The sequence below is a fragment of the Pseudomonas sp. RL_15y_Pfl2_60 genome (assembly GCF_963970595.1).
Lineage (GTDB): Bacteria > Pseudomonadota > Gammaproteobacteria > Pseudomonadales > Pseudomonadaceae > Aquipseudomonas.
On the sequence record NZ_CAXAOE010000003.1, the window covers coordinates 216,884 to 237,999 of the forward strand.

Annotated in this window: 18 protein-coding genes; 12 read left to right on the forward strand and 6 right to left on the reverse strand. The window is 55.6% G+C overall.

The window, feature by feature from the left end; all coding sequences use genetic code 11:
- Positions 1-40: 40 nt before the first annotated feature.
- The 8 genes from cfaB (at position 41) to AACY26_RS09980 (ending at position 9,689) form a co-directional block, all read left to right on the forward strand.
- A complete protein-coding gene (gene cfaB, locus AACY26_RS09945; RefSeq protein WP_339513538.1) occupies positions 41-1,225 on the forward strand; it encodes a C17 cyclopropane fatty acid synthase CfaB in 1,185 nt (394 codons plus the stop codon).
- A 95-nt stretch (positions 1,226-1,320) separates the two neighbouring features.
- On the forward strand, positions 1,321-3,081 hold the full coding sequence (locus AACY26_RS09950; RefSeq protein WP_339513540.1) for a sensor histidine kinase: 1,761 nt from the start codon (positions 1,321-1,323) through the stop codon (positions 3,079-3,081).
- Positions 3,082-3,184: 103 nt separating this feature from the next.
- Entirely contained in the window at positions 3,185-4,528 is a 1,344-nt protein-coding gene (locus AACY26_RS09955) for a sigma-54-dependent transcriptional regulator (RefSeq protein WP_339513541.1), read from the forward strand.
- Between the two features lie 380 nt (positions 4,529-4,908).
- Positions 4,909-5,862 (forward strand): TAXI family TRAP transporter solute-binding subunit, encoded by a 954-nt coding sequence (locus AACY26_RS09960; protein ID WP_339513542.1) that lies wholly within the window; start codon positions 4,909-4,911, stop codon positions 5,860-5,862.
- Positions 5,863-6,015: 153 nt separating this feature from the next.
- A complete protein-coding gene (locus AACY26_RS09965; RefSeq protein WP_339513543.1) occupies positions 6,016-8,043 on the forward strand; it encodes a TRAP transporter permease in 2,028 nt (675 codons plus the stop codon).
- Complete coding sequence (locus tag AACY26_RS09970; protein ID WP_029529562.1) at positions 8,040-8,456, forward strand: DUF1850 domain-containing protein; 417 nt, start codon at positions 8,040-8,042, stop codon at positions 8,454-8,456. The genes AACY26_RS09965 and AACY26_RS09970 overlap by 4 nt, the downstream gene beginning before the upstream one ends.
- Before the next feature lie 125 nt (positions 8,457-8,581).
- Positions 8,582-9,094, forward strand: a complete 513-nt coding sequence (locus AACY26_RS09975) for a GNAT family N-acetyltransferase (RefSeq protein ID WP_339513545.1) — start codon at positions 8,582-8,584, stop codon at positions 9,092-9,094.
- A 64-nt stretch (positions 9,095-9,158) separates the two neighbouring features.
- Positions 9,159-9,689, forward strand: coding sequence for a DUF3617 domain-containing protein (locus AACY26_RS09980; protein ID WP_339513547.1), 531 nt, complete (start codon positions 9,159-9,161; stop codon positions 9,687-9,689).
- 95 nt (positions 9,690-9,784) lie between these two features.
- Here AACY26_RS09980 and cls read toward each other — a convergent pair whose 3' ends face one another.
- Positions 9,785-11,224, reverse strand: a complete 1,440-nt coding sequence (gene cls / locus AACY26_RS09985; protein WP_339514095.1) for a cardiolipin synthase — start codon at positions 11,222-11,224, stop codon at positions 9,785-9,787.
- Between the two features lie 303 nt (positions 11,225-11,527).
- Here cls and AACY26_RS09990 point away from each other — a divergent pair, with 303 nt between their 5' ends.
- A complete protein-coding gene (locus AACY26_RS09990; protein ID WP_339513549.1) occupies positions 11,528-13,189 on the forward strand; it encodes a BCCT family transporter in 1,662 nt (553 codons plus the stop codon).
- 76 nt (positions 13,190-13,265) lie between these two features.
- Here AACY26_RS09990 and AACY26_RS09995 read toward each other — a convergent pair whose 3' ends face one another.
- Together AACY26_RS09995 and AACY26_RS10000 are read right to left on the reverse strand one after the other, a co-directional pair.
- Positions 13,266-14,003: a 3'-5' exonuclease gene (locus tag AACY26_RS09995; protein ID WP_339513551.1), complete on the reverse strand. Its 738-nt coding sequence runs from the start codon at positions 14,001-14,003 to the stop codon at positions 13,266-13,268.
- Positions 14,000-15,934: a DUF294 nucleotidyltransferase-like domain-containing protein gene (locus AACY26_RS10000; protein ID WP_339513553.1), complete on the reverse strand. Its 1,935-nt coding sequence runs from the start codon at positions 15,932-15,934 to the stop codon at positions 14,000-14,002. The genes AACY26_RS09995 and AACY26_RS10000 overlap by 4 nt, the downstream gene beginning before the upstream one ends.
- Before the next feature lie 416 nt (positions 15,935-16,350).
- On the opposite strand from AACY26_RS10000, the gene zigA reads away from it, so the two are divergent.
- Positions 16,351-17,556, forward strand: a complete 1,206-nt coding sequence (gene zigA, locus AACY26_RS10005) for a zinc metallochaperone GTPase ZigA (protein WP_339513555.1) — start codon at positions 16,351-16,353, stop codon at positions 17,554-17,556.
- A 157-nt stretch (positions 17,557-17,713) separates the two neighbouring features.
- Here the strand turns inward: zigA and AACY26_RS10010 are convergent, their stop codons facing one another.
- Positions 17,714-18,067: an NADH:ubiquinone oxidoreductase gene (locus AACY26_RS10010; RefSeq protein WP_339513557.1), complete on the reverse strand. Its 354-nt coding sequence runs from the start codon at positions 18,065-18,067 to the stop codon at positions 17,714-17,716.
- Between the two features lie 119 nt (positions 18,068-18,186).
- Here AACY26_RS10010 and AACY26_RS10015 point away from each other — a divergent pair, with 119 nt between their 5' ends.
- Together AACY26_RS10015 and AACY26_RS10020 are read left to right on the forward strand one after the other, a co-directional pair.
- A complete protein-coding gene (locus AACY26_RS10015; RefSeq protein WP_339513559.1) occupies positions 18,187-19,176 on the forward strand; it encodes a CobW family GTP-binding protein in 990 nt (329 codons plus the stop codon).
- Positions 19,177-19,207: 31 nt separating this feature from the next.
- Positions 19,208-20,092, forward strand: coding sequence for an alpha/beta fold hydrolase (locus tag AACY26_RS10020; protein ID WP_339513561.1), 885 nt, complete (start codon positions 19,208-19,210; stop codon positions 20,090-20,092).
- 12 nt (positions 20,093-20,104) lie between these two features.
- Here the strand turns inward: AACY26_RS10020 and AACY26_RS10025 are convergent, their stop codons facing one another.
- Positions 20,105-20,515 carry a DUF3301 domain-containing protein gene (locus tag AACY26_RS10025; protein ID WP_339513563.1) on the reverse strand — a complete coding sequence of 137 codons (411 nt, stop codon included), beginning with the start codon at positions 20,513-20,515 and terminating at the stop codon, positions 20,105-20,107.
- A gap of 87 nt (positions 20,516-20,602) precedes the next feature.
- Complete coding sequence (locus tag AACY26_RS10030) at positions 20,603-21,085, reverse strand: acyl-CoA thioesterase (RefSeq protein WP_339513565.1); 483 nt, start codon at positions 21,083-21,085, stop codon at positions 20,603-20,605.
- Positions 21,086-21,116: the final 31 nt, after the last annotated feature.

The following is a 21,116-nucleotide window of genomic DNA, read 5'->3' on the forward strand; positions in this document are numbered from 1 at the left end:
GAGCTACGCTTTTTGTTGTCAGCAAAAAGCGGAGGTTCACATGATTCAGTCCATACCGCCAGTATTGCGCAGCTTGCAATTGCCGCTGCGCTTGAAGTTGTGGGACGGCAAAGAGCTTGATCTCGGCCCTCAGCCCCGGGTTACGTTGGTGATCAAAGACCCCAGCCTGGTCACGCAACTGTCCCAGCCACGTCTGGATATCCTAGGCGGGGCCTACGTTGAAGGCCGCGTCGAGCTAGAAGGCCAGATAAGCGACATCATCAAGATCGGGGTGGGGCTTAGTGAGGCGCTGATACCCGAAGACAGCCCGGCGGTGGTCGAGCATGAGCTGCATGACAAAGCGATCGATGCCGCTGCAATAAGCTATCACTACGACCTATCCAATGAGTTCTATGCGCTTTGGCTCGATCCGGAGATGGTTTATTCCTGTGGCTATTTCCCAACCGGCAATGAATCCTTGGAGCAGGCGCAATTGGCCAAGCTGCGCTTGTTGTGCCGCAAGCTGCGCCTGCAGCCTGGTGACAAGTTGCTTGATGTCGGCTGTGGCTGGGGCGGCCTTGCACGTTTGGCGGCCCGCGAATTTGGCGCACAGGTCTTCGGTATCACCCTAAGTGCCGAGCAGCTGAAACTGGCCCGTGAGCGTGTCGCCGAGCAAGGCTTGGAGCAACAAGTTGAGCTGCAATTGATGGATTATCGTGACCTGCCGCAGGATGGCCGGTTCGACAAAGTGGTCAGTGTCGGTATGTTTGAACATGTTGGCTACGCCAACCTGGCGCAGTATTGCCAGTGCTTGTTCGGGGCTGTTAAGCCGGGCGGCTTGGTGATGAACCATGGTATTACCGCGCGTCACACCGATGGCCGTGCGGTCGGCTATGGCGCTGGCGATTTTATCGGCAAATATGTTTTCCCCCATGGCGAGCTGCCCCACCTATCAACCATGACTGGCGTATTGAGCGATGCCGGGTTGGAGGTGGTTGATGTTGAAAGCCTGCGCCTGCATTACGCACGCACCTTGAACTTCTGGAGTGAAAGGCTTGAGTCGCAGTTGGATAAAGCGGCTTCCATGGTTCCGGAGCAAGCACTGCGCATCTGGCGTCTGTATTTGGCCGGCTGTGCTTACGGGTTTGCCCAGGGCTGGATGAACCTGCATCAGATACTCGCCGTTAAGCCACAGCACGATGGCAGCCATGATTTGCCTTGGTCGCGTACTGATATCTACGCTTGAGTATTGCCCCACCGCGAGCCTTGTCGCTGGCGTTAATGCACCGCCAGCGGCACGTTTGTCTTAACATGCTGCAACCTTGTTGAGATGATCGGTGCATGCCAGCTTTTTTTCTTCGATACCGCGTTGGATTTACCGTCTTGCTGATCGCTATTGGCCTGCTTGCCAGTATTTGGCTGGCCGGGCGTTATGCACAGCAACGTGCCTGGCAGGAGCGTAGCATCGAGGCACGCGGTCAATTACAGCTGTATGCGCAATCCATACACACCTTGGTCGAGCGCTTTAGCTCGGTACCTGAGGTGCTGTCACTCGACAGCGATATCAAAGCGGTGCTCAGCTCACCGGATGACCTGCTGCTGCGCGCAGCGCTCAATCACCGTCTGGAGCAACTTAATCGTGCGGCGGGCTCCAATGTGCTCTATCTGCTAAACGCCCAGGGCGATACGCTGGCAGCCAGCAACTGGCGTGAGTGGAGCAGCTTTGTCGGCAATAACTATGCATTTCGCCCCTATTTTCGCGACGCATTGAAGCAATCTTCCGGGCGTTACTTTGCGGTAGGGGTAACCACTGGAATTCCTGGTTATTTTCTGTCCCATGTAGTGCTTGATGACCAGGATCAAGTGCTGGGCGTATTGGTGGTCAAGCTTGAGCTTGAAGAACTGCAGCGCGAATGGGTTGAACAATCGGGCATCTTGCTGGTGGCCGATACTTATAACGTGGTCATATTGAGCAATCGCCCCGCATGGCGTTTCAGGGCATTGAGTGAATTGAGTGATCAGGCGCGAAATGAGCTGATTGAGGTACGAAAATATGCCGAACAAGCGCTAAAGCCACTGCCAAGCAAGCTGCGGCTGCAAATTAACCCTGAGTCGCAGTGGCGGACGGTCGACGGCCCGGACGGTAAACAGGATTATCTCTGGCAAAGCCAGCAATTGCCGGATGAGGGTTGGAATCTGTATCTGCTGATCGAGCCGCAAAGCGTGGTCGACAGTGTGCGTAGCTATCGCTTGGCTGGCGCAGGTGTATGGATGACCCTGGCGTTTTTACTGCTGTTTCTGCTTCAGCGCCGCAAGAATCATCGTTTGCAAGCCAATATTCGCGAGCGCCTGGAGCAGGAAGTTAGCTTGCGCACCGCTGAGTTGCGTGAGGCTCAGGATGGCTTGGTACACGCCGCGAAGATGGCGGCCTTGGGCCAGATGTCAGCGGCGATGGCCCATGAAGTCAACCAGCCGCTGACGGCCATGCGCATGCAACTGGGCAGCTTGCGCTTGCTGTTGGACAGCGGCCGTCAGGCAGATGCTTACGCCGGCTTGCAACGTATTGATGGCTTGCTGGAGCGCATGGCATCACTGACTAGCCATTTGAAAACCTTCGCCCGTAAAAGTCCGGCCGGGCTCAGCGAGCGTCTGCAGCTGGGTGAGGTTCTGGACCAGGCGCTGCAGTTGCTGGCGCCGAGAATGCGTAGCGAAAATGTGCAACTGTGCAGTCAAGTTGACTATAACGTGCATGTTTTAGGGGATGCGATTCGCCTTGAGCAAGTGCTCCTCAACTTGCTCAATAATGCTTTGGACGCCATGACGGGATCCGAAACGCCGCAGCTGGATGTGGTTATCCAATCTTGTGCGGGCCAATGCGTGCTCAAAATTGCCGACAATGGGGGAGGGATTGACGCAGCTAACTTAAAGCATGTGTTCGATCCGTTCTTCACCACCAAGCCTGTCGGCCAGGGCCTGGGTTTGGGACTGGCGGTGTCATACGGCATAGTGCGCGAACTGGGCGGTACGCTAGAGGCGGCTAACAGTTCGATTGGCGCGGTGTTTACCATGAAGTTGCCAATTGCACCTGAGCCTCAAGGCTAGGGAGTGGGGAGGACGCTGCTCACAGTTTTGCCGCAATGTTCAAATCGAGACTACCAAGTCAGGCTCATGGCGATACACTGCGCGCGTTCTAGTTGGAGGTCGTATGAGCAGTCAGGTGTTGGTTGTTGATGATGAAGTGGCAATCCGTGAAGCCGTGCAGCAGTGGCTGGAGCTTTCCGGTTTCAGTGTGCAAACCTGCTCAAGTGCCGCCCAGGCGCTGGCTTTGGTCGACCGGGATTTTCCCGGTGTCATCATCAGCGATGTGCGCATGCCCGGCACTGACGGCCTGCAATTGCTGGAAAAGTTGATCGAGCTTGATCGCGATCTGCCGGTGATTATGGTGACCGGCCATGGCGATGTGCCCATGGCGGTACAGGCCCTGCACCAGGGCGCCTATGATTTCATAGAGAAACCCTTCACCCCTGAACGCTTGCTCGACAGCGTGCGCCGGGCGTTGGAAAAACGCCGCCTGGTCTGTGAAAACCGCGAATTGCGCCAGCAGTTTGCCAATAAGGATCGGATTGAAAGCCAGTTGCTGGGTGTCTCTCGGCCGATGGAAAACCTGCGCCGGCAGATTCTTGAGCTGGCGGGTACCTCGGTGAATATCCTGATTCGCGGTGAGACCGGCAGTGGCAAGGAGCGGGTAGCGCGTTGCTTGCATGATTTCAGCGCGCGAGCGGGCAAGCCGTTTGTGGCGCTCAACTGCGCAGCTATTCCCGAAAACCTGTTCGAGAGTGAGCTGTTTGGTCATGAAAGCGGTGCATTTACAGGCGCACAGGGCAAGCGCATTGGCCGTATCGAGCATGCTGACGGCGGCACTCTGTTCCTTGATGAAATCGAGAGCCTGCCGCTGGCGCAGCAAGTCAAGTTACTGCGGGTGTTGCAGGAAAAGACACTTGAGCGCCTGGGCTCAAACCGTAGCATTCAGGTGGACTTGCGGGTGATAAGCGCGGTTAAGCCGGATCTGCTGGATGAGGTGCGCAAAGGTCGTTTCCGTGAGGATTTGTACTATCGGTTGAACGTAGCAACCCTGCAAATACCCGCCTTGTGTGAGCGTCGTGAAGATATTCCGCTGCTGTTTGAGCACTTTGCCCAAGAGGCGGCGCAGCGTCATGGTCGTGAAGTGTCGCCGCTACCGGCCACCGAGCTGGCGCGTTTGCTCGGGCATGACTGGCCGGGCAATGTGCGTGAGCTGATCAACGCAGCAGAACGTCATGCGCTTGGCTTGAGTGCGCCGGTCGAGGCCTTTGCCAGCCAGTCGTTGGCTGAGCAGATGGAAAGCTTCGAAGCGCAATGCCTGCACAACGCCTTGCTGCACTGTCAGGGCAATATTGCCCAGGTCATGGAGTTGCTGCAGTTACCGCGGCGTACCCTCAACGAGAAAATGCAGCGCCATGGCTTGCAGCGCAGCAGCTATCGTCCGGCGGGCAGTCAGGATGATGAATAGGCGAATTTCCGCCTATGATCAATTATTTGTAGGCGGATAGTTGCTGATATTTGGCTGTTAAATTGTTAAAACCCTTCTAGAGTGGGACTTCCACGCATTGGCACGGCATCTGCTACGGTTGTTGTAACCCGTTTTTTGTTTACGGGTAATCCAATAAGAAAGACTAGAGGTTTGCCATGAATCATCTTGCCGATTGCGTAAGTCATTCGCATTTAACAGCAAACGCCTTCTCCAGTACGCCGGGTAATCTGCCTTGCGTAAGCGAAAGCTTCTTTCCGACACCCCGATAAGATCTGACGCCCCTGCCAGCCACTGAGCGGTGGGTATCGTCTACAGTGAAAAACTCTGCATAAAGCCATAACAACGACGGAGATTCATCCATGCGATTGACCAAGCGTTTAAGCCTGTTCGCAGCTGCCGCAACCCTGACTGCAAGCACTGCAGTTCTGGCGGCCCCAACCTTTATCAACATCCTCACGGGCGGCACCAGCGGTGTGTACTACCCAATTGGTGTTGGCCTGTCGCAGATCTACAGCAACGGCATTGAAGGCTCGAAAACTTCAGTTCAAGCGACCAAGGCGTCGGTTGAGAACCTGAACCTGCTGCAAGCCGGTCGTGGTGAGTTGGCGCTGGCGCTGGGTGACTCTGTTGCCGATGCCTGGAACGGTGTCGAAGAAGCGGGCTTCAAAGCACCACTGAAAAAGCTGCGGGCAATTGCCGGCACTTACCCGAACTACATCCAGATCGTTGCCAGCAAGGAGTCGGGGATCAAAACCCTGGCTGACCTCAAGGGCAAAAGCATCTCGGTTGGCGCGCCAAAATCGGGTACCGAGTTGAACGCTCGGGCCATCCTCAAGGCTGCGGGCCTGACCTATGAAGACATGGGCAAGGTTGAGTTCTTGCCTTATGCCGAGTCGGTTGAGCTGATCAAGAACCGCCAGTTGGACGCGACCTTGCAGTCCTCAGGCCTGGGCATGGCGGCTATTCGTGACCTGGCGGCTACGCTGCCAATCAACTTTGTATCGGTCCCGGCTGACGTGGTTGCCAAAATCGGTAACGATGCCTATCAGCCAGCGGCTATCCCAGCGGGCACTTACGACGGCCAGGACGCTGACGTTCCAACGGTTGCCATCACCAACATCCTGGTGAGCCATGAAGGTGTTTCTGAAGAAACCGCCTACCAAATGACCAAGCTGATGTTCGAAAACCTCAAGCGTTTGGGTAATGCCCACTCGGCGGCCAAGGACATCAAGCTGGAAACCGCTGCCAAGAACCTGCCAATCCCGCTGCACCCAGGTGCGGAGCGCTACTACAAAGAAGTCGGCGCACTGTAATCCTGATGAGTCGAGGCGCACAGGCGTGCGCCTCGATCAATTTCTGTTCTGATATTCGCGCACCAGAGGTGCTAATAAAACCAGTGTTCCGAAGGAACGGTAGGTTTTGTTAGCGGTTCTGCGCAACCGTTTCGTAATGAGGGCGTCATCGCCATGAGTGAGAACAATCAAGGCCTTTCAGCAAATCCTGGTGAGTGGCCAAAAGCGCTATTTTTCGTTGCGCTGCTGTTTTCCATCTTTCAAATCACCACGGCGGCATTTCACCCCGTGTCGAGCCAGGTGCTGCGTGCGGTTCACGTCGGCTTCTTGCTGTTGGTTGTTTTTCTGAGTTTTTCCCTCACTGGCAAAGGCCGGCCATGGCAACCCGCTGCCTGGATTCTGGGTTTGGCTGGCATGGGCACGGCGATTTACCAGTGGGTGTTTGAAGCTGACCTGATTTATCGCTCCGGCGACCTGACGCAAATGGACATGGTGGTCGGCCTGGTGCTGATCGCCTTGGTATTCGAGGCTGCTCGCCGCGTGATGGGCATTGCTTTGCCAATCATCTGTGCGTTGTTTCTGGCATACGGCCTGCTGGGCCAGTACTTGCCGGGCGACCTGATGCACCGTGGTTACGACCTGGATCAATTGGTCAACCAGCTGGCATACGGCACCGAAGGCCTGTACGGCACCCCGACCTATGTCTCGGCGACCTATATCTTCCTGTTCATCCTGTTTGGCGCTTTCCTTGAGCAAGCCGGGATGATCAAGCTGTTTACCGACTTTGCCATGGGCCTGTTTGGCCACAAGGTTGGCGGCCCGGCGAAAGTATCTGTTGTGTCGTCCGCGCTGATGGGCACCATCACCGGTTCCGGTGTGGCTAACGTGGTGACCACAGGCCAGTTCACTATTCCGCTGATGAAGCGTTTCGGTTACCGATCGGCATTCGCTGGTGGCGTCGAGGCGACGTCGAGCATGGGCAGCCAGATCATGCCGCCAGTGATGGGCGCGGTTGCATTCATCATGGCCGAGACCATTAACGTACCGTTTTTTGAAGTGGCCAAAGCGGCCTTGATCCCGGCGATTCTGTACTTTGGCTCGGTGTTCTGGATGGTTCACCTGGAAGCGCGCCGTGCCAACCTGCATGGTTTGCCAAAAGACCAGTGCCCGAATCCATGGGCAGCGGTTAAAGAGCGTTGGTATTTGCTGATCCCATTGTTCATCCTGGTTTACCTGCTGTTCTCCGGACGCACACCGCTGTATTCGGGCATGGTTGGCCTGGCACTGACGGCGATTGTGATTCTCGGTTCGGCGATCATCATGCGGGTATCGTCAACCGGCATGCGTATCGCCTTCTGGGTGGCGTTGGGCCTGCTTTGCGCCGGCTTCTTCCAGATGGGTATTGCCGTGGTATTTGGCGTGGTCGCATTGCTCGTTGCGACATGCTGGTTTATCAAGGGCGGTCGCGAAACATTGACGGTGTGCTTGCATGCACTGGTTGAAGGTGCGCGCCATGCCGTGCCGGTGGGTATTGCCTGTGCATTGGTTGGGGTGATCATCGGTGTGGTTTCCCTGACCGGTGTGGCCTCAACATTCGCCGGTTACATCCTGGCGATCGGTCAGGACAATCTGTTCCTGTCGTTGGTGCTGACCATGCTGACCTGTCTGGTGTTGGGCATGGGGATTCCGACGATTCCCAACTACATCATCACCAGTTCGATTGCCGCGCCTGCACTGCTTGAACTGGGCGTGCCGCTGGTGGTTTCGCACATGTTCGTTTTCTACTTCGGAATCATGGCGGACCTGACGCCACCAGTTGCCTTGGCCTGCTTTGCTGCTGCGCCAATTGCCAAAGAGAAGGGCTTGAAGATCAGCCTGTGGGCGATCCGCATTGCCATCGCCGGGTTCATCGTGCCGTTTATGGCGGTCTATGATCCAGCTCTGATGATGCAGAGTGATAACTGGCTGGCGATTATTTATGCCCTGTTCAAAGCGGCTGTGGCCATTGGTTTGTGGGGGGCGGTGTTCACCGGCTTCCTCAACTTCAAGCTGTCGTGGTGGGAACGCATACTGGGTTTTGCCGCTGGTGCGAGCCTGATCCTGGCAACTCCAATTAGTGATGAAATTGGTTTTGTATTGGCCGCTGTGTTCCTTGGCCAACACTTGTGGCGTGCGCGCAACAAGCCGGTGGCTGCGGTTTGATTGGTCTGTGCATGGGCCTGGCTGGAGCGGTGTGGGCGCAGTTGCCTGTCAGCGACTTCACCCTGGCCTGGAAACACACCATCGAGCACATCCGCTGGGAAGAAGATTATCGCGTCACCGCCGAGGGCCTGGTTCTCGGTGAGGCGCGAGTAAAGGGTACTGGCGCCGGTATGGAAATACCGGATGACGCCGTACTGCGTGAGGGCAGCTGGCACTACCATCGCCAGCTCGCGCCCCTGCAACCTCTGCGCTTGGGGCGAACCCCCGAGGCTGGGGATTACCAACTGTGTTTCAACCAGCGTTGCCACTCTGCGAGTGAATGGCTCGGCCCGCCAAAAGCGTCCCAGCCCGCGTTGGAACTTTGGAGTTGTGAGCTCGACTCCCCCGCCTCGAAAGGTGCGGGCAAGGGTTAATCAGTTAACCTGCTCCCAGTGCCACAAGCGCTGGTTGTATGATGGAGAGAACCCCCATTTGGTTTTGCCAGTGGGGGTTTTGTTCGTCTGCACCCTTATTAATCCAGTCTGTAGAGAATTTGATTGTGAGTGACCTGACCTACACCACCTATTACCTGCAGATGCTCGGCTCCGGGCAATTGCGCGCCAAGCCATTGCCTGCTGAGTTGAATGTCGTCGAGTGCCAGCACAAGCAATTTCAGCTCAACCGTTTTCTCTACCAGTTGGTGGGTGGACCCTGGTTGTGGACGGATAAACTGGTGTGGACCGATGAGCAGTGGCAAGCATTGATCAACAGCGATCAGCACCGCACCTGGGTCGCATACTGCAAAGGTGCAATAGCCGGTTATTACGAACTGCAAATGAGTGGCGAAGGTGATGTCGAAATTCTTTATTTTGGTCTGGCTGAAGACTTTTTCGGCCAAGGCTTTGGCGGGCCCTTGCTCAGCCACGCGTTAGAGTCTGCCTGGTCCTGGCCGGGCGTTAAGCGTGTGTGGGTGCATACCTGTACCCTTGATCACCCGAGCGCGCTGAACAACTATAAAGCGCGTGGGCTTGAGGTTTATCAAGAGGAAGTAACAACTGAGTCGGCTAACTGACTCAGGAGCTCCCAAAGCGGCTAGACTGGTTGAATTACGATTAACTGATTTTCTGGAGCAGACTATGTGCACGCGATTTATCAAAACCTTGGTGCTCAGCCTTGGCATCACCCCGATGCTGGCCAGCGCTGCACCTATTTTGCCGGGTTTGTGGGAAATCAGTACCAGTAACATGGCGGTTGATGGCCAACAGATGCCGGCGATGGACGTGATGATCGAAAAGCTCAAAACCCTACCGCCTGAACAACGCCAGATGATGGAGCAAATGCTTGCCAAGCAAGGCGTGCAGCTCGGCGATAGCGGTGTTCAGGTCTGCCTGAGCGAAGCGCTGGTCAAGTCTGACGAGTTGCCGCTGCAAGAGCAGTCAGGCTGTAAGCAGAAGGTCACTGATCGCTCTGACAAACTCTGGGCGTTTACCTTTGATTGCCCGCAGGCCAAAGGGCAGGGCGAGACGCGCTTTATCAACGACAAACAGTTCACCAGCACGGTTACCAGCACCTTCAATCATCAGGGCAAGCAACAGCATGGCACCATGCAAACCAACGCACGTTGGGTCGGCGCTGATTGTGGTGGTCTGAAGCCACAGGCTAACTAAGCCGCTTGATGGTGCAGTATTGAGGCTCGCGTCTTGCGGGCCTTTTATTTGCTGAGCTTCTGAAACGGCTGCACTGAGTTACAGCCATGGCTCGGTTATAGGATCGGTGACAGCAGGCGAGCGATGCGCATGCCGAGCTTTTGCAGGCGATGCACGCGCCTGCGGTCTTCATTGCGTATTTCGATGCTCTGGCTGAAGTCTTCGAGCAGCATCTTTTCGACTTCAGCTGCGAAAGCTTTATCAATGGTCAGCAGGGTGATTTCAAAATTCAGGCGGAATGAGCGATTGTCCAGATTGGCGCTGCCCACTGCGCTGGCGAAATCATCAATCAGCATGACTTTTTGATGAATAAACCCGGGTTGATAGCGAAATACCCTTACTCCAGCGCGAACCGCGTCGAAGGCATAGAGGTTGCTGGCGGCGAACACGGTGCGGTGATCCGCTCGCGAGGGAATCAGGATCCGCACATCAACACCGCGAATAACGGCCAGGCGCAGCGCAGCAACCAGCGACTCGTCCGGCACAAAGTAGGGCGAGGTTATCCAGATTCGTTCATTCGCGGCGTGCACCGCCTCGACAAACATCAGTGAGCAGGTCTCTTGGGCGTCAGCCGGGCCGCTGGTGATCAGCTTGCACATCACGCCGTCGGTGCTGAAAACGTCGGCGAGCAGCAATTGTGGCAGTTGCCGGGTTGACCAGAACCAGTCCTCGGCAAAGGATTCCTGCAGGCAGGCCACTACCGGGCCGCTGATCTCGATATGGGTATCGCGCCAGGGTGAAAGCGGTGGACGCTGGCCAAGGTATTCGTCGCCGACGTTGTGGCCGCCAATAAAACCACGCTCGCCATCGATCACTACAATCTTGCGGTGGTTGCGGAAGTTGAGCTGGAAGCGATTAAGAATACCGCCCCCCGTTGGGAATGCATGCATCTGCACGCCGCCGCTGCGCAAGCTGTCGATGTAGCGACGCGGCAGGCTATGGCTACCAATACCGTCGTACAAAAAGTAAACACTGACTCCGGCGGCAGCGCGCTCAAGCAATATATCGCGCAGGCGCCGACCAAGATTGTCGTCTTTGACGATAAAGAACTGGATCAAGATGACCTTCTGGGCTGAGGCCAACGCCTTGAAAATCGCGCTAAACGTCGCTTCGCCGTTGATCAGAAGCGCAACATGGTTACTGGCCAGGCATGGCATATCACCCAGACGGGGCAGAGCTCTCAACTGTTGGTAAACCGGTAGTTCACTGGCTGACACAGCTTCCTCGACCCAGGGTCGCCAGTTCAGCTTGGACATGGCCGCGTGCATCTCTGCATCGGCCTCGCGTCTGGCTTCTACATAATCATCGAAGCCGCTGCGGCCAAAGATCAGGTAGGGGAGCAGTGTCAGATAAGGCATGAAAAACAGTGAGATAGCCCATGCAAGCGCGCCTTGGGAGGTTCGCACCGTGAATATCGCATGCAGCGCCGCGATCAAGCCGCAAATATGAATCGCGGCGAGTATATAGGTGGCGAATGCCGGGATAACGATGTCCATGTCCATATTTAATCCTGCCTAAATATCCCGACATTGATAAAGCACGACTAGAGTAATTATGGAGCTCACCTAGTTTATTACGCAGCTAACGTTAGCGCCTTTGTACGGCCGGCGTCAGCAGGAAAGGCCTAGACCTGTTACCCTTTTGGCTGTTCCGGGCCGTCAAATGCGTTTGAGAGTATTGACTCGAGCAAGTTCGACGCTTGTTTTTGCATGAAGTTACAGGCGGAGTGTTCTACCGGGAAAGAGGGCGTTGGCGCCTTATCACTAGTCAGCGAAATGTAATAAAAGGAGTATTTCAATATGGGGAAAGACCCTTCGCATGACACAAATCCGCAGGAGGAGCGCTTAGATAGCATTCCTGCACCCTCCGGTAAGTCCACACTAATCGATACCGATTATGTGATTGGGCAAGACAACATTACCGGCAAATATTTTTTCTCCCTGGATATCCACGGGAAAGTGTTCAGCATTTCTGCCCTTGCAGTAGTTCTGTTCGTGGTTATCACCCTGGCCCTGCAAGACCAGGTCGCACCGCTGTTCAGCGCGCTGCGTGACTGGCTGACACATAACCTGGCGTGGTTCTTTCTCAGCGCCGCCAACATCTTCGTGGTGCTTTGCCTGGCGTTGATTGTCTCACCTCTGGGCAAGGTGCGCCTGGGTGGGATGGATGCCAAGCCGGATTACACCTACATCGGCTGGTTTTCCATGCTGTTTGCTGCGGGCATGGGCATCGGCTTGATGTTCTATGGTGTTGCCGAACCCATGACGCACTTCGACACCTCAATGGCTGGCGTGACTGTCGGCGCTGATGGTGTTCGCACAGACTGGGCCCCATTGGGCGGCGCGGTAGGTGATGCACAGGCGGCTGCGAAACTGGGCATGGCGGCGACGATTTTCCACTGGGGCCTGCACCCTTGGGCAATCTACGCGATTGTGGCCTTGGCGCTTGCGCTGTTCTCGTTCAACAAGGGCTTGCCGCTGAGCATCCGCTCTATTTTCTACCCGCTGCTGGGTGAGCGCGTGTGGGGCTGGCCGGGTCACCTGGTTGATATTCTCGCGGTATTTGCCACGTTGTTTGGTCTGGCCACATCCTTGGGTGTGGGTGCTGAGCAAGCACTGGCAGGGCTTAACCACTTGTTCGGCATGCCGCTTACCGACACCAGCAAGGTATTGTTGATCGTTGGCATCACCGGTATTGCCTTACTGTCTGTTTTGGCAGGGCTGGATAAAGGCGTTAAGGTTCTTTCCGAGATCAATATGGGCCTGGCGCTGCTGCTGCTTGGCTTCATCATTGTGGTCGGGCCTACGCTGGCGATTTTCACCGGCTTCTTCAGCAATCTGGCGGCGTACGCCACCTACCTGCCTGCGCTGTCGAACCCCTTTGGCCGTGCGGATGCCAACTTCACCCAGGGCTGGACGGCGTTCTACTGGGCATGGTGGATTAGCTGGTCGCCATTCGTGGGTATGTTTATTGCCCGTGTGAGCCGTGGTCGTACCGTGCGTGAATTCCTGATTTCGGTGCTGCTGGTGCCGTCGCTGGTTTCGGTATTGTGGATGACTGCATTTGGCGGCACTGCAATTGGCCAGTTTGTGACCGAGGGCTTTGCCGGGGTCAAGGATGCTGCACTTGAGCTGAAGCTGTTTGCCATGCTGGCTCACTTGCCCTTGGCTGAAATCACATCCTTTATCGGTATCATTCTGGTCATCGTGTTCTTTGTCACCTCATCGGACTCAGGTTCGCTGGTAATCGACACCATCACCGCAGGCGGTAAGGTCAACGCACCGGTTCCGCAACGTGTGTTCTGGGTGATTACCGAAGGCGTAGTGGCGATTGCCCTGCTGCTTGGCGGGGGGTTGGGTGCCTTACAAGCCATGGCGGTGTCAACGGGACTACCGTTTACCGTTGTGCTGCTGGTGGGTTGTATTGCCATTGTCAAAGGCTTGATGTCCGAACCGCGTTAACGCGTTCAGGCTTCAAGCAAAGGCGCCCCGGCAACGGTGGCGCCTTTTTAATGGATGGAGTTTGATCAAGCAGCCATTAGCACCACAAATCACCAATGGCTGTATCCGGCGAGTAATTCGTGGCTATCTGCGCTTGCAACAGTTCAGCCGTGGCCAGTGCATCGGTCAATGCATGGTGCGCCTGATAAAGGGGTAGGTTGTAGCGCAGGCGGCTGTCTGCAAGGCGAATCGAGGTGGGCTGGCGTCCACGCAAACGATCCCACCAGCTTGGCTTACGCTGGCTGCCATGAATCCTGGCCTCAAGTTCCATGGTGTCAATGACTGGAAAGTGCAGGCTTTCACCAACGGCTTGTTGCAGCGCGTGATCGAGGAATGATCGTTCAATATTGCGGTAATGCACGACCACCACACAGCCCGACATGGCCTCCAGCAACTCCCCCAGAACCTGCTCAACACGCGGTGCATAGCGGATGTCCGAGTGGGTAATGTGATGGAAGGTAATCGATTCGCTACTCAGTTCTGATTTTGGCTTGACCACCCAATACCGCGCCTGGCTGCAGTGAATGCGCTGGAGGTTGAACGGAATCAAGCCAAGACTGACGATGCAATGATTTTGCGCATCAAGGCCTGTGGTTTCGACATCCAGCGCGAGCAGTGGTACCTGATCGAGCGGGGTATCAGCGCTGACCATAGGTGCTCGATAAAATCGCGCTAAGCGTGGGTCGCGGGCGTGTTCGGCCAGCATTTGATACTGCTCTTGCCACTGCGCGGCCAGTGGCTTTGGCGCTGGCTCGCGAGGCAAAAACACGCTCATCGTTGCGCCCCTGAAGGCTTGGGTTTTTGCGGCGCATTGTAGGGGTAGCGAAAACGCATGAAGTTTTGCGCCTGGCTCAGCACCTGAAAGGCTTCCTTGAGATTGTGCCGTTCAGTCGAGGTGAATTTTTCCGGCTCAATATAGTTGTCTGCTTCTTTACCTTCGGTCAGGGCCAAGGCTTGGTGGCGGATGCGCACCAGCGACAAGAACTCCAGTGCATAACGCAGATGACTGATGGCTTCTGGCGTGATCAGCTTGGTTGCAGCGATCGCGTCCAGGCGGTCCAGCGAGTTCTGAGCTTTTGAGCCACAGGCCAAGGCGTGTACACGTATTAAGTCGGTCAGGGGTGCCGTGCCGCGACCCTTGAGATTGATGATGTGCTTTTGTTGGCCGTCGGTTTCCATCACGAACTGTCGGAAGAACCCAAGCGGCGGTGTACGGTTCAAGGCATTACGGGCCAGGGCTGCAAGGAATCTTGGACTGTCGCTTGCACGTTCAGCCAGCAGATCCTTAAGTGTTTCAACCAGTTCGGCTTCGCCGTAGAGGCTATCGAGATCAAAGAAAATGCTGCTGTTGAGTAGTTTTTCCGGATTTGGATTGTCGATCCAGTCGTTGAAGTATTGCTTCCATACATGCAGAGGTTGGCGCCATTTGCTGTTGGTGGCCATGATGCCGCCTTTGCAATAGGTGTAGCCGCACGCTGCCAAGCCATCGCTGACAAAGGTTGCCAGCTTGAGGAAGTACTCATCATGCAACTTGGCGTCGAAGCTGTCGTCGAGCACCAGGGCGTTGTCCTGGTCGGTAACGATCAACTGTTCATCACGTGCCATCGAGCCCAAGGCCATAAAGCTATAAGGCACCGGCGCGGGGCCCAATTCTTGTTCAGCCAGTTCCAGCAAACGCTGGCTGATACTGCGCCCAACCCCCGACATGGCGCTGCCGATCATGTGTGCGCTGGCATCCTCGTTGGCCATGCGGATGAAGGTGGCGCGTATATCGGGTAGCAGTTTCTCCAGCTCATCAACGGATTGTTTGTTGAATACGTTATTGACCAGATACAAGCTGCTTTGTGACTCGTACTTGATGATGTCGGCCAATGTCACGACGCCAACCGGGCGGCGTCGATGCACCAACGGCAAGTGATGAATGTTATTACGCAGCATGCACAAGATGGCCTCAAACACAGAATCATCTGACTGCAACGTGATTGGATTCTTGGTCATCACCTCGGCGATCGGCGTATCGGCGGACAAGCCTTCAGCGACCACGCGGGTGCGAAAGTCGCGGTCGGTAATGATGCCAACCATGACGTGCATTGCCTGATTGGCAACCGATGTCAGGCGTGAGTTTGGCCACTCAACGGTTGGATCAACGATCAGCACCGAGGAGACGTTGTGCGCATCCATTACCTGTGCGGCCTCGCGCACCGTGGCGCTGATATCAACGGTCACTGCAGGGCGATCGATCAGCTTGCGCACTTTGATCTTCATCAGGTCATTGGTTTTGCCTTGCGAACTGACGGCTGCTTTTAGTCGAGACTGTCCTTCTGCCTCGACAAAGTCAGCAAAGCTGTCGTTGTTTTCACACAGCTTTTCGAACACCTGGCCTGAGATGAAATAAATCAGGCTGTCTTCAATTGCCCGTGCGGGGAAACGCACCTTGTGGTTACGCAGCAGACCAAATTGGCCAAAAATATCCCCTTCGGTCAGGCGGTTGTACAGCTCACCGGTGCGCCGATAAACTTCGACTGCGCCGCTGCGAACGTAATGTAAGTCTTTGATTTCAGAACCAAAAGTAAATATGTCGGTTCCAGCTTTGTAATATCCGACTTCAGTATTTTGCGCCAGCTCATCAAGACTTTCATCGGGCAACCCTTCAAAGGGAGGGAACCGGCTCAGGTGATCGCGTATTTCCAATAATTCAATTTGCATGCAAACCTCGGCATTGTCCTTCTTGCTTCGGGTGGCTTGAGTGCAGGTGCAAACCTTCGGCTGCCCTGTACTTGGCATCTAGACATTCTAGAGCAAGCGCCTGTTCAACCTGTAATTAACTTGCTACCAGGCAATACCTGGCCTGTCCTGTCAGCAGGCCCGTTTGCTGGGGTTCCACGTGGAACCCCTATTAATCCTGGGCTTCAGCATCTTTTGCCTTGTTCACTGGAGGCGGTGTCGTTCGCGGGCTCATAAAGTTTTTGATTAATGTTATGTTATAACGTCTAATGCGTTATTAAAGTATGCACAACCCTGGGATCCTGTCGGCCAAGGCCGCAGCGCTCAGAGCTATAGATACAACTGAAAACAGCGCCGCAAAGTGCGCCTGGTTAGCCAGAACAATGAGGATCCGCACCATGCCTAATCGTCTACCCGTCACCGTGTTATCCGGATTTTTAGGAGCAGGTAAAAGCACCTTGCTTAACTATGTGCTGAAGAATCGCGAAAACCTGCGGGTCGCGGTGATCGTCAATGACATGAGTGAAATCAACATTGATGGCGGTGAAGTCCAGCGCGATGTCAGCCTTAATCGAGCCGATGAAAAATTGGTCGAGATGAGCAATGGTTGCATCTGCTGCACGCTGCGCGAGGATCTGTTGGAGGAAGTAGCGCGCCTGGCTCGCGATGGTCGTTTTGATTATTTGTTGATCGAGTCCACCGGCATTTCCGAACCGCTTCCGATTGCAGAAACCTTCACCTTTCGCGATGAGCAAGGTCAAAGCCTGGCTGACCTGGCGCGTCTGGATACCTTGGTCACTGTCGTTGACGGGGTTAATTTCCTGCGTGATTTCCACCAGGCTGAAAGCCTTGCCAGCCGTGGCGAGTCGCTGGGCGAGGATGATGAGCGAGCGATCACCGACTTGCTGGTGGAGCAGGTTGAGTTTGCGGATGTGATTCTGATCAGCAAGACCGACCTGATCAGCCAGGCCGAGTGTGAAGAGCTGATGGCAGTCTTGCGCGGCCTCAATACCCAGGCCGAGATTCTGCCAATGAGCATGGGTGAAATCGCCCTGCACAAGATCTTGCACACCGATCGTTTTGACTTTGAACGTGCAGCGCAGGCACCGGGCTGGCTGAAAGAGTTACGTGGTGAACACAGGCCAGAAACCGAGGAGTACGGTATCGCATCGACGGTATATCGCGCACGCAGGCCATTTCATCCACAGCGTTTTTTTGAGTTTGTCAGCGGCGAATGGAGCAACGGTCGCTTGCTGCGCTCCAAGGGCTACTTCTGGCTGGCCAGCAAATTTCAGGAGGCTGGCAGTTGGTCGCAGGCTGGAGGTCTGCTGCGTCATGGTTTCGCCGGGCGTTGGTGGCGGTTCGTTCCGCAAGATCAATGGCCCGTGGATGATGAATCGACCCAGGCTATCCTCAAGAACTGGGACAGCAAATGCGGCGATTGTCGTCAGGAGCTGGTGTTTATCGGGCAGGATATCGATCTGCCAAGGCTCAATGCAGAACTCGACGCCTGTTTGCTGACTGATGCAGAGATGGCGTTGGGCAGCGAGGCGTGGCTGCAGCTACCAGACCCATTTGGCCCTTGGTTTGCAGACGTCGCCTAAGTGCGGGAACACTTTTTAGCAGGCAAAAAAATAGGCTGCTTTATGAGCAGCCTCAAGCACCTTAAAAGTGTCAGTGCGTGATCTGACACCTGGAGTTTTGGTACCTGTGATTATTTAATACGGATTAGATGACAAGCTGATTACAGCGCCCAGCAACTCAGCGCGCCATCCATACGCCTTTGCTTTGCTTTTCGCAAAACGGCTTGAGGAATGCGCTGTCGCTGGCGACGCCGTAGTAATGAATATCTTGCTTGTATAGCGTTCCGCCAACAGTCGCGTTGCGGCATACGCCGTAGGCACCGGCTGGGCATTGCTCAACAAAGTCGACAGCAACTTTCTGGCCCTTTAGCTCTGGCTTGCAAAAGCCTGTGCGAAACAAGTTGGTTGGGATGCTACGGTTTTGCTGGCAAACTTTGACATCCAGTCGTTGCGCCTGGCTATGCACAACACAGGCCTCACCCCAGGCCAGGCTTGATACTACGCACAACAAAACGGCTGCTAGGCAACGCATTGAATACCTCCCCGAACTAGTTGCTGGCGACTTTATCACGCTACTTTTTATGCGTCTGCGAGATGATGCCGCTAGCCTGATTAACAGGCACTCCGACAGCGGTTGAACTGAACGAAATGATGCTTAAAAACATTCCGACTCACCTGATCGCCGGCCCCTTGGGTGCGGGCAAGACCAGCTTGATCCGCCAGTTGCTGGGGCAAAGGCCTGTGGGCGAGCGCTGGGCCGTGTTGATCAATGAGTTTGGCCAGATAGGTCTGGATGCAGCCTTGTTAACCACAGACACTGATGGCGTAGAGCTCGGTGAAGTGGCGGGTGGCTGCTTGTGTTGCGTCAACGGCGTACCTTTCCAGGTTGGGTTGGGCCGGTTGCTGCGCAAGGCCAAGCCAGACCGGTTATTTATCGAGCCTTCCGGCCTTGGTCATCCCCTGCAATTACTTGAGCAGTTACAAGCCGCGCCTTGGAAAGATGTGCTGGCCGTGCAGCCGCCGGTGCTGGTGCTTGATGCCCAGGCCTTGGCCCAAGGTGTTGCCTTGCCTGAAAGCCAGCAGGCAACCCTGAGCAGTGCCGGGTTGATATTGCTCAACAAGTCGCAGTCCCTAACTGCTGTAGACAAGACGCGGATACTCAGCCAACTGCCAGAACGGCCGATCATCTGGACTGAGCAGGCTCAACTACAGTTGCAGCAACTACCAGGCTCGGTCGCCCAAGGCTCCACTGCTAGCAGTGCCGCCGTATTGCCGCAAGGCTCGGCGCCGCTGGTTGAAGTATGGCGGGAAAGTGACCAACCGATTCGCCAGGTTCACCATCAAGCAGAAGGCTGGAGCATTGGCTGGCGCTGGCATCCAAGTCAGCAGTTCGAGCTAGCGCGCTTGGAGCAATGGTTGATGGCGCTACCTTGGCGGCGGGCCAAGCTGATTGTGCAGAGTAACGCCGGTTATTGGTCTGCCAATGCATTGGACAATCAGCCGGTGCGTTGGCAGCAATCCGAATGGCGCAAGGACTCACGTATTGAGTTGATCTTCAAGCAAGAGCAGGACATCGATGCACTTGATCATGGCCTGCGCGGCTGCCTGATTGCAGTTCACCCAAAAGAGGCGAGCCGTTAGACTGCGTGTCCGAATCGGTAAGGCAATAACCATGCAGTTGTTTCCCTGGTCCCACGCAAACTCCGCTGGCTTCACTTCACGCGGTTGGTACACAAAGCCATCGGGTAAGCCTGTGCTGCACTTTCTGCATGGCAATGGCTATTGTGGGCGTGTCTACGAGCCGATGCTGGCGTATCTGTCTGAGGACTTTGATCTTTGGCTGTGCGACGCCCAGGGCCACGGTGAGAGCGATCACGGCGGCCGCTTTCATGGTTGGAACCGTAACGCCGAACTGGCGGTTGAGGCGTGGAATACCGTCGGTCGCGAGTGTTTCGCCGATGCGCCGCTATATGCCGCCGGGCACAGCTTTGGCGGTGTGCTAACCAGCCTGATCCTGGCTCAGCATCCAGCGTTGTTCAAGCGTGCGGTCTTGCTTGATCCGGTGCTGTTTTCGGCGCCGATGATTGGGGTCATGGCGTTGTCGGATGTGGTCGGGCTGAGTCGTCGCACCGGGATGGCTGCAAAGGCGGTCAAGCGGCGTAAAGTCTGGCCAGATCGCGCTACGGCCCATAGCTTGTTGCAAGGGAGAGGAATGTTTCGGGGCTGGACCGATCAAGCATTCAGCGCTTACATCAAGCATGCTCTGAAAGACACCGATGCAGGGGTTGAACTCAAATGTCAGCCAAGCCGCGAGGCCGATATTTTCAGCTCCTATCCGCGCCGGTTATGGGCATCGCTGGCAAAAATAGTGACGCCGACAGACGTTATTTACGGCCAGCGCAGCTATCCATTCGTGGCTAAGTCAGTGGTGCATTTGTGTGCCAGCAACGGCCATGTACGCGGCCAGATTGTCGAGGGCGGCCACTGTTTTATGCAGGAGTTTCCGCAAGCCAGCGCCGAGCGCGTCAGTCAGTTCTTGCTCGCGCAAGGCGCCTGAGCGCTCTGAGCGTTATTGCGGGGGTGTGCGCCGCTCACGGCGCCATTGATCAAGCTCAATCACCTGCGGAGGCTGACGCACAATCTGCTGGCTTTCGCTTTGTGGTTCGCGAAATGGATGTGGCGCAAGTTCAATGCTGCCAAGGTTAGGCCCGAACATGATGACTTGGCCGGCGTGCCGTTGTTCACCCGTGACGGTGAATTCGAAGCCATAAACACGGGCGATACGCTTGCGCCCCTTGGCGTCTTTTAGCAGGGCGATCTTGCGAAATGCGACGTTTTCATCAAGCAGATCAATGTCGGCTTTGTCGCAGTATTGCTTCACCAGAATCAGCGTGCGTTCACGTAACCCATGGGCATGCCAAAACCAGGCGCCGATGGTGGCGAGCAGCATCAGCACGAAGATATTGCCAAGGGTCAGCATGGTGAAGCTCCAGTTGAGCGGGGCAGGGCAGACAGAGGTGTATCTTGCCAGCCAGGCCCGGCGTTGTCTGCTGTTGGATTACTTGGCCTAGCCTTGTTCCTTGAGTTGCTTGTAGCGGTGTTCCATTTCCTGGCGAATTGCACGGCGTTGCTGGCCCTTGGTGAAGCGGCGCTGTTCTTCGGGGGTTTCTGGCTGGCGCGGCGGTACTTTCATCGAGCGCCCCTGCTCATCGACCGCGACCATGGTGAAAAAGCAACTATTGGTGTGGCGTACCGAGCGTTCGCGAATATTCTCCGTCACCACCTTAATACCGACTTCCATTGAGGTGGTGCCGGTAAAGTTGACCGAAGCGAGAAAGGTCACCAGTTCACCGACGTGAATCGGCTCGCGAAAGGTCACCTGGTCGACCGACAGGGTCACGACATAGCTGCCTGCGTAGCGACTGGCGCATGCATAAGCCACTTCATCCAGGTACTTGAGCAGAGTGCCACCGTGGACTTTGCCAGAGAAATTCGCCATGTCTGGGGTCATCAGCACGGTCATCGACAGTTGCGCATTTCCGGGAGCCATTGGCTGAGAGTCCGTATAGGTCAGGAGAGGT

Excerpts from the sequence above, each read along its gene's own strand:
- AACY26_RS10030 (WP_339513565.1), bottom strand. The coding sequence starts at position 21,085 with ATGGCTCCCGGAAATGCGCAACTGTCGATGACCGTGCTGATGACCCCA.
- cfaB (WP_339513538.1), top strand. The coding sequence starts at position 41 with ATGATTCAGTCCATACCGCCAGTATTGCGCAGCTTGCAATTGCCGCTG.
- AACY26_RS10000 (WP_339513553.1), bottom strand. The coding sequence starts at position 15,934 with ATGCAAATTGAATTATTGGAAATACGCGATCACCTGAGCCGGTTCCCT.
- AACY26_RS10015 (WP_339513559.1), top strand. The coding sequence starts at position 18,187 with ATGCTTAAAAACATTCCGACTCACCTGATCGCCGGCCCCTTGGGTGCG.
- AACY26_RS10025 (WP_339513563.1), bottom strand. The coding sequence starts at position 20,515 with ATGCTGACCCTTGGCAATATCTTCGTGCTGATGCTGCTCGCCACCATC.
- AACY26_RS09950 (WP_339513540.1), top strand. The coding sequence starts at position 1,321 with ATGCCAGCTTTTTTTCTTCGATACCGCGTTGGATTTACCGTCTTGCTG.
- cls (WP_339514095.1), bottom strand. The coding sequence starts at position 11,224 with ATGGACATCGTTATCCCGGCATTCGCCACCTATATACTCGCCGCGATT.
- AACY26_RS09995 (WP_339513551.1), bottom strand. The coding sequence starts at position 14,003 with ATGAGCGTGTTTTTGCCTCGCGAGCCAGCGCCAAAGCCACTGGCCGCG.
- AACY26_RS09990 (WP_339513549.1), top strand. The coding sequence starts at position 11,528 with ATGGGGAAAGACCCTTCGCATGACACAAATCCGCAGGAGGAGCGCTTA.
- AACY26_RS10010 (WP_339513557.1), bottom strand. The coding sequence starts at position 18,067 with ATGCGTTGCCTAGCAGCCGTTTTGTTGTGCGTAGTATCAAGCCTGGCC.
- AACY26_RS10020 (WP_339513561.1), top strand. The coding sequence starts at position 19,208 with ATGCAGTTGTTTCCCTGGTCCCACGCAAACTCCGCTGGCTTCACTTCA.
- AACY26_RS09980 (WP_339513547.1), top strand. The coding sequence starts at position 9,159 with ATGTGCACGCGATTTATCAAAACCTTGGTGCTCAGCCTTGGCATCACC.
- AACY26_RS09955 (WP_339513541.1), top strand. The coding sequence starts at position 3,185 with ATGAGCAGTCAGGTGTTGGTTGTTGATGATGAAGTGGCAATCCGTGAA.
- AACY26_RS09965 (WP_339513543.1), top strand. The coding sequence starts at position 6,016 with ATGAGTGAGAACAATCAAGGCCTTTCAGCAAATCCTGGTGAGTGGCCA.
- zigA (WP_339513555.1), top strand. The coding sequence starts at position 16,351 with ATGCCTAATCGTCTACCCGTCACCGTGTTATCCGGATTTTTAGGAGCA.
- AACY26_RS09960 (WP_339513542.1), top strand. The coding sequence starts at position 4,909 with ATGCGATTGACCAAGCGTTTAAGCCTGTTCGCAGCTGCCGCAACCCTG.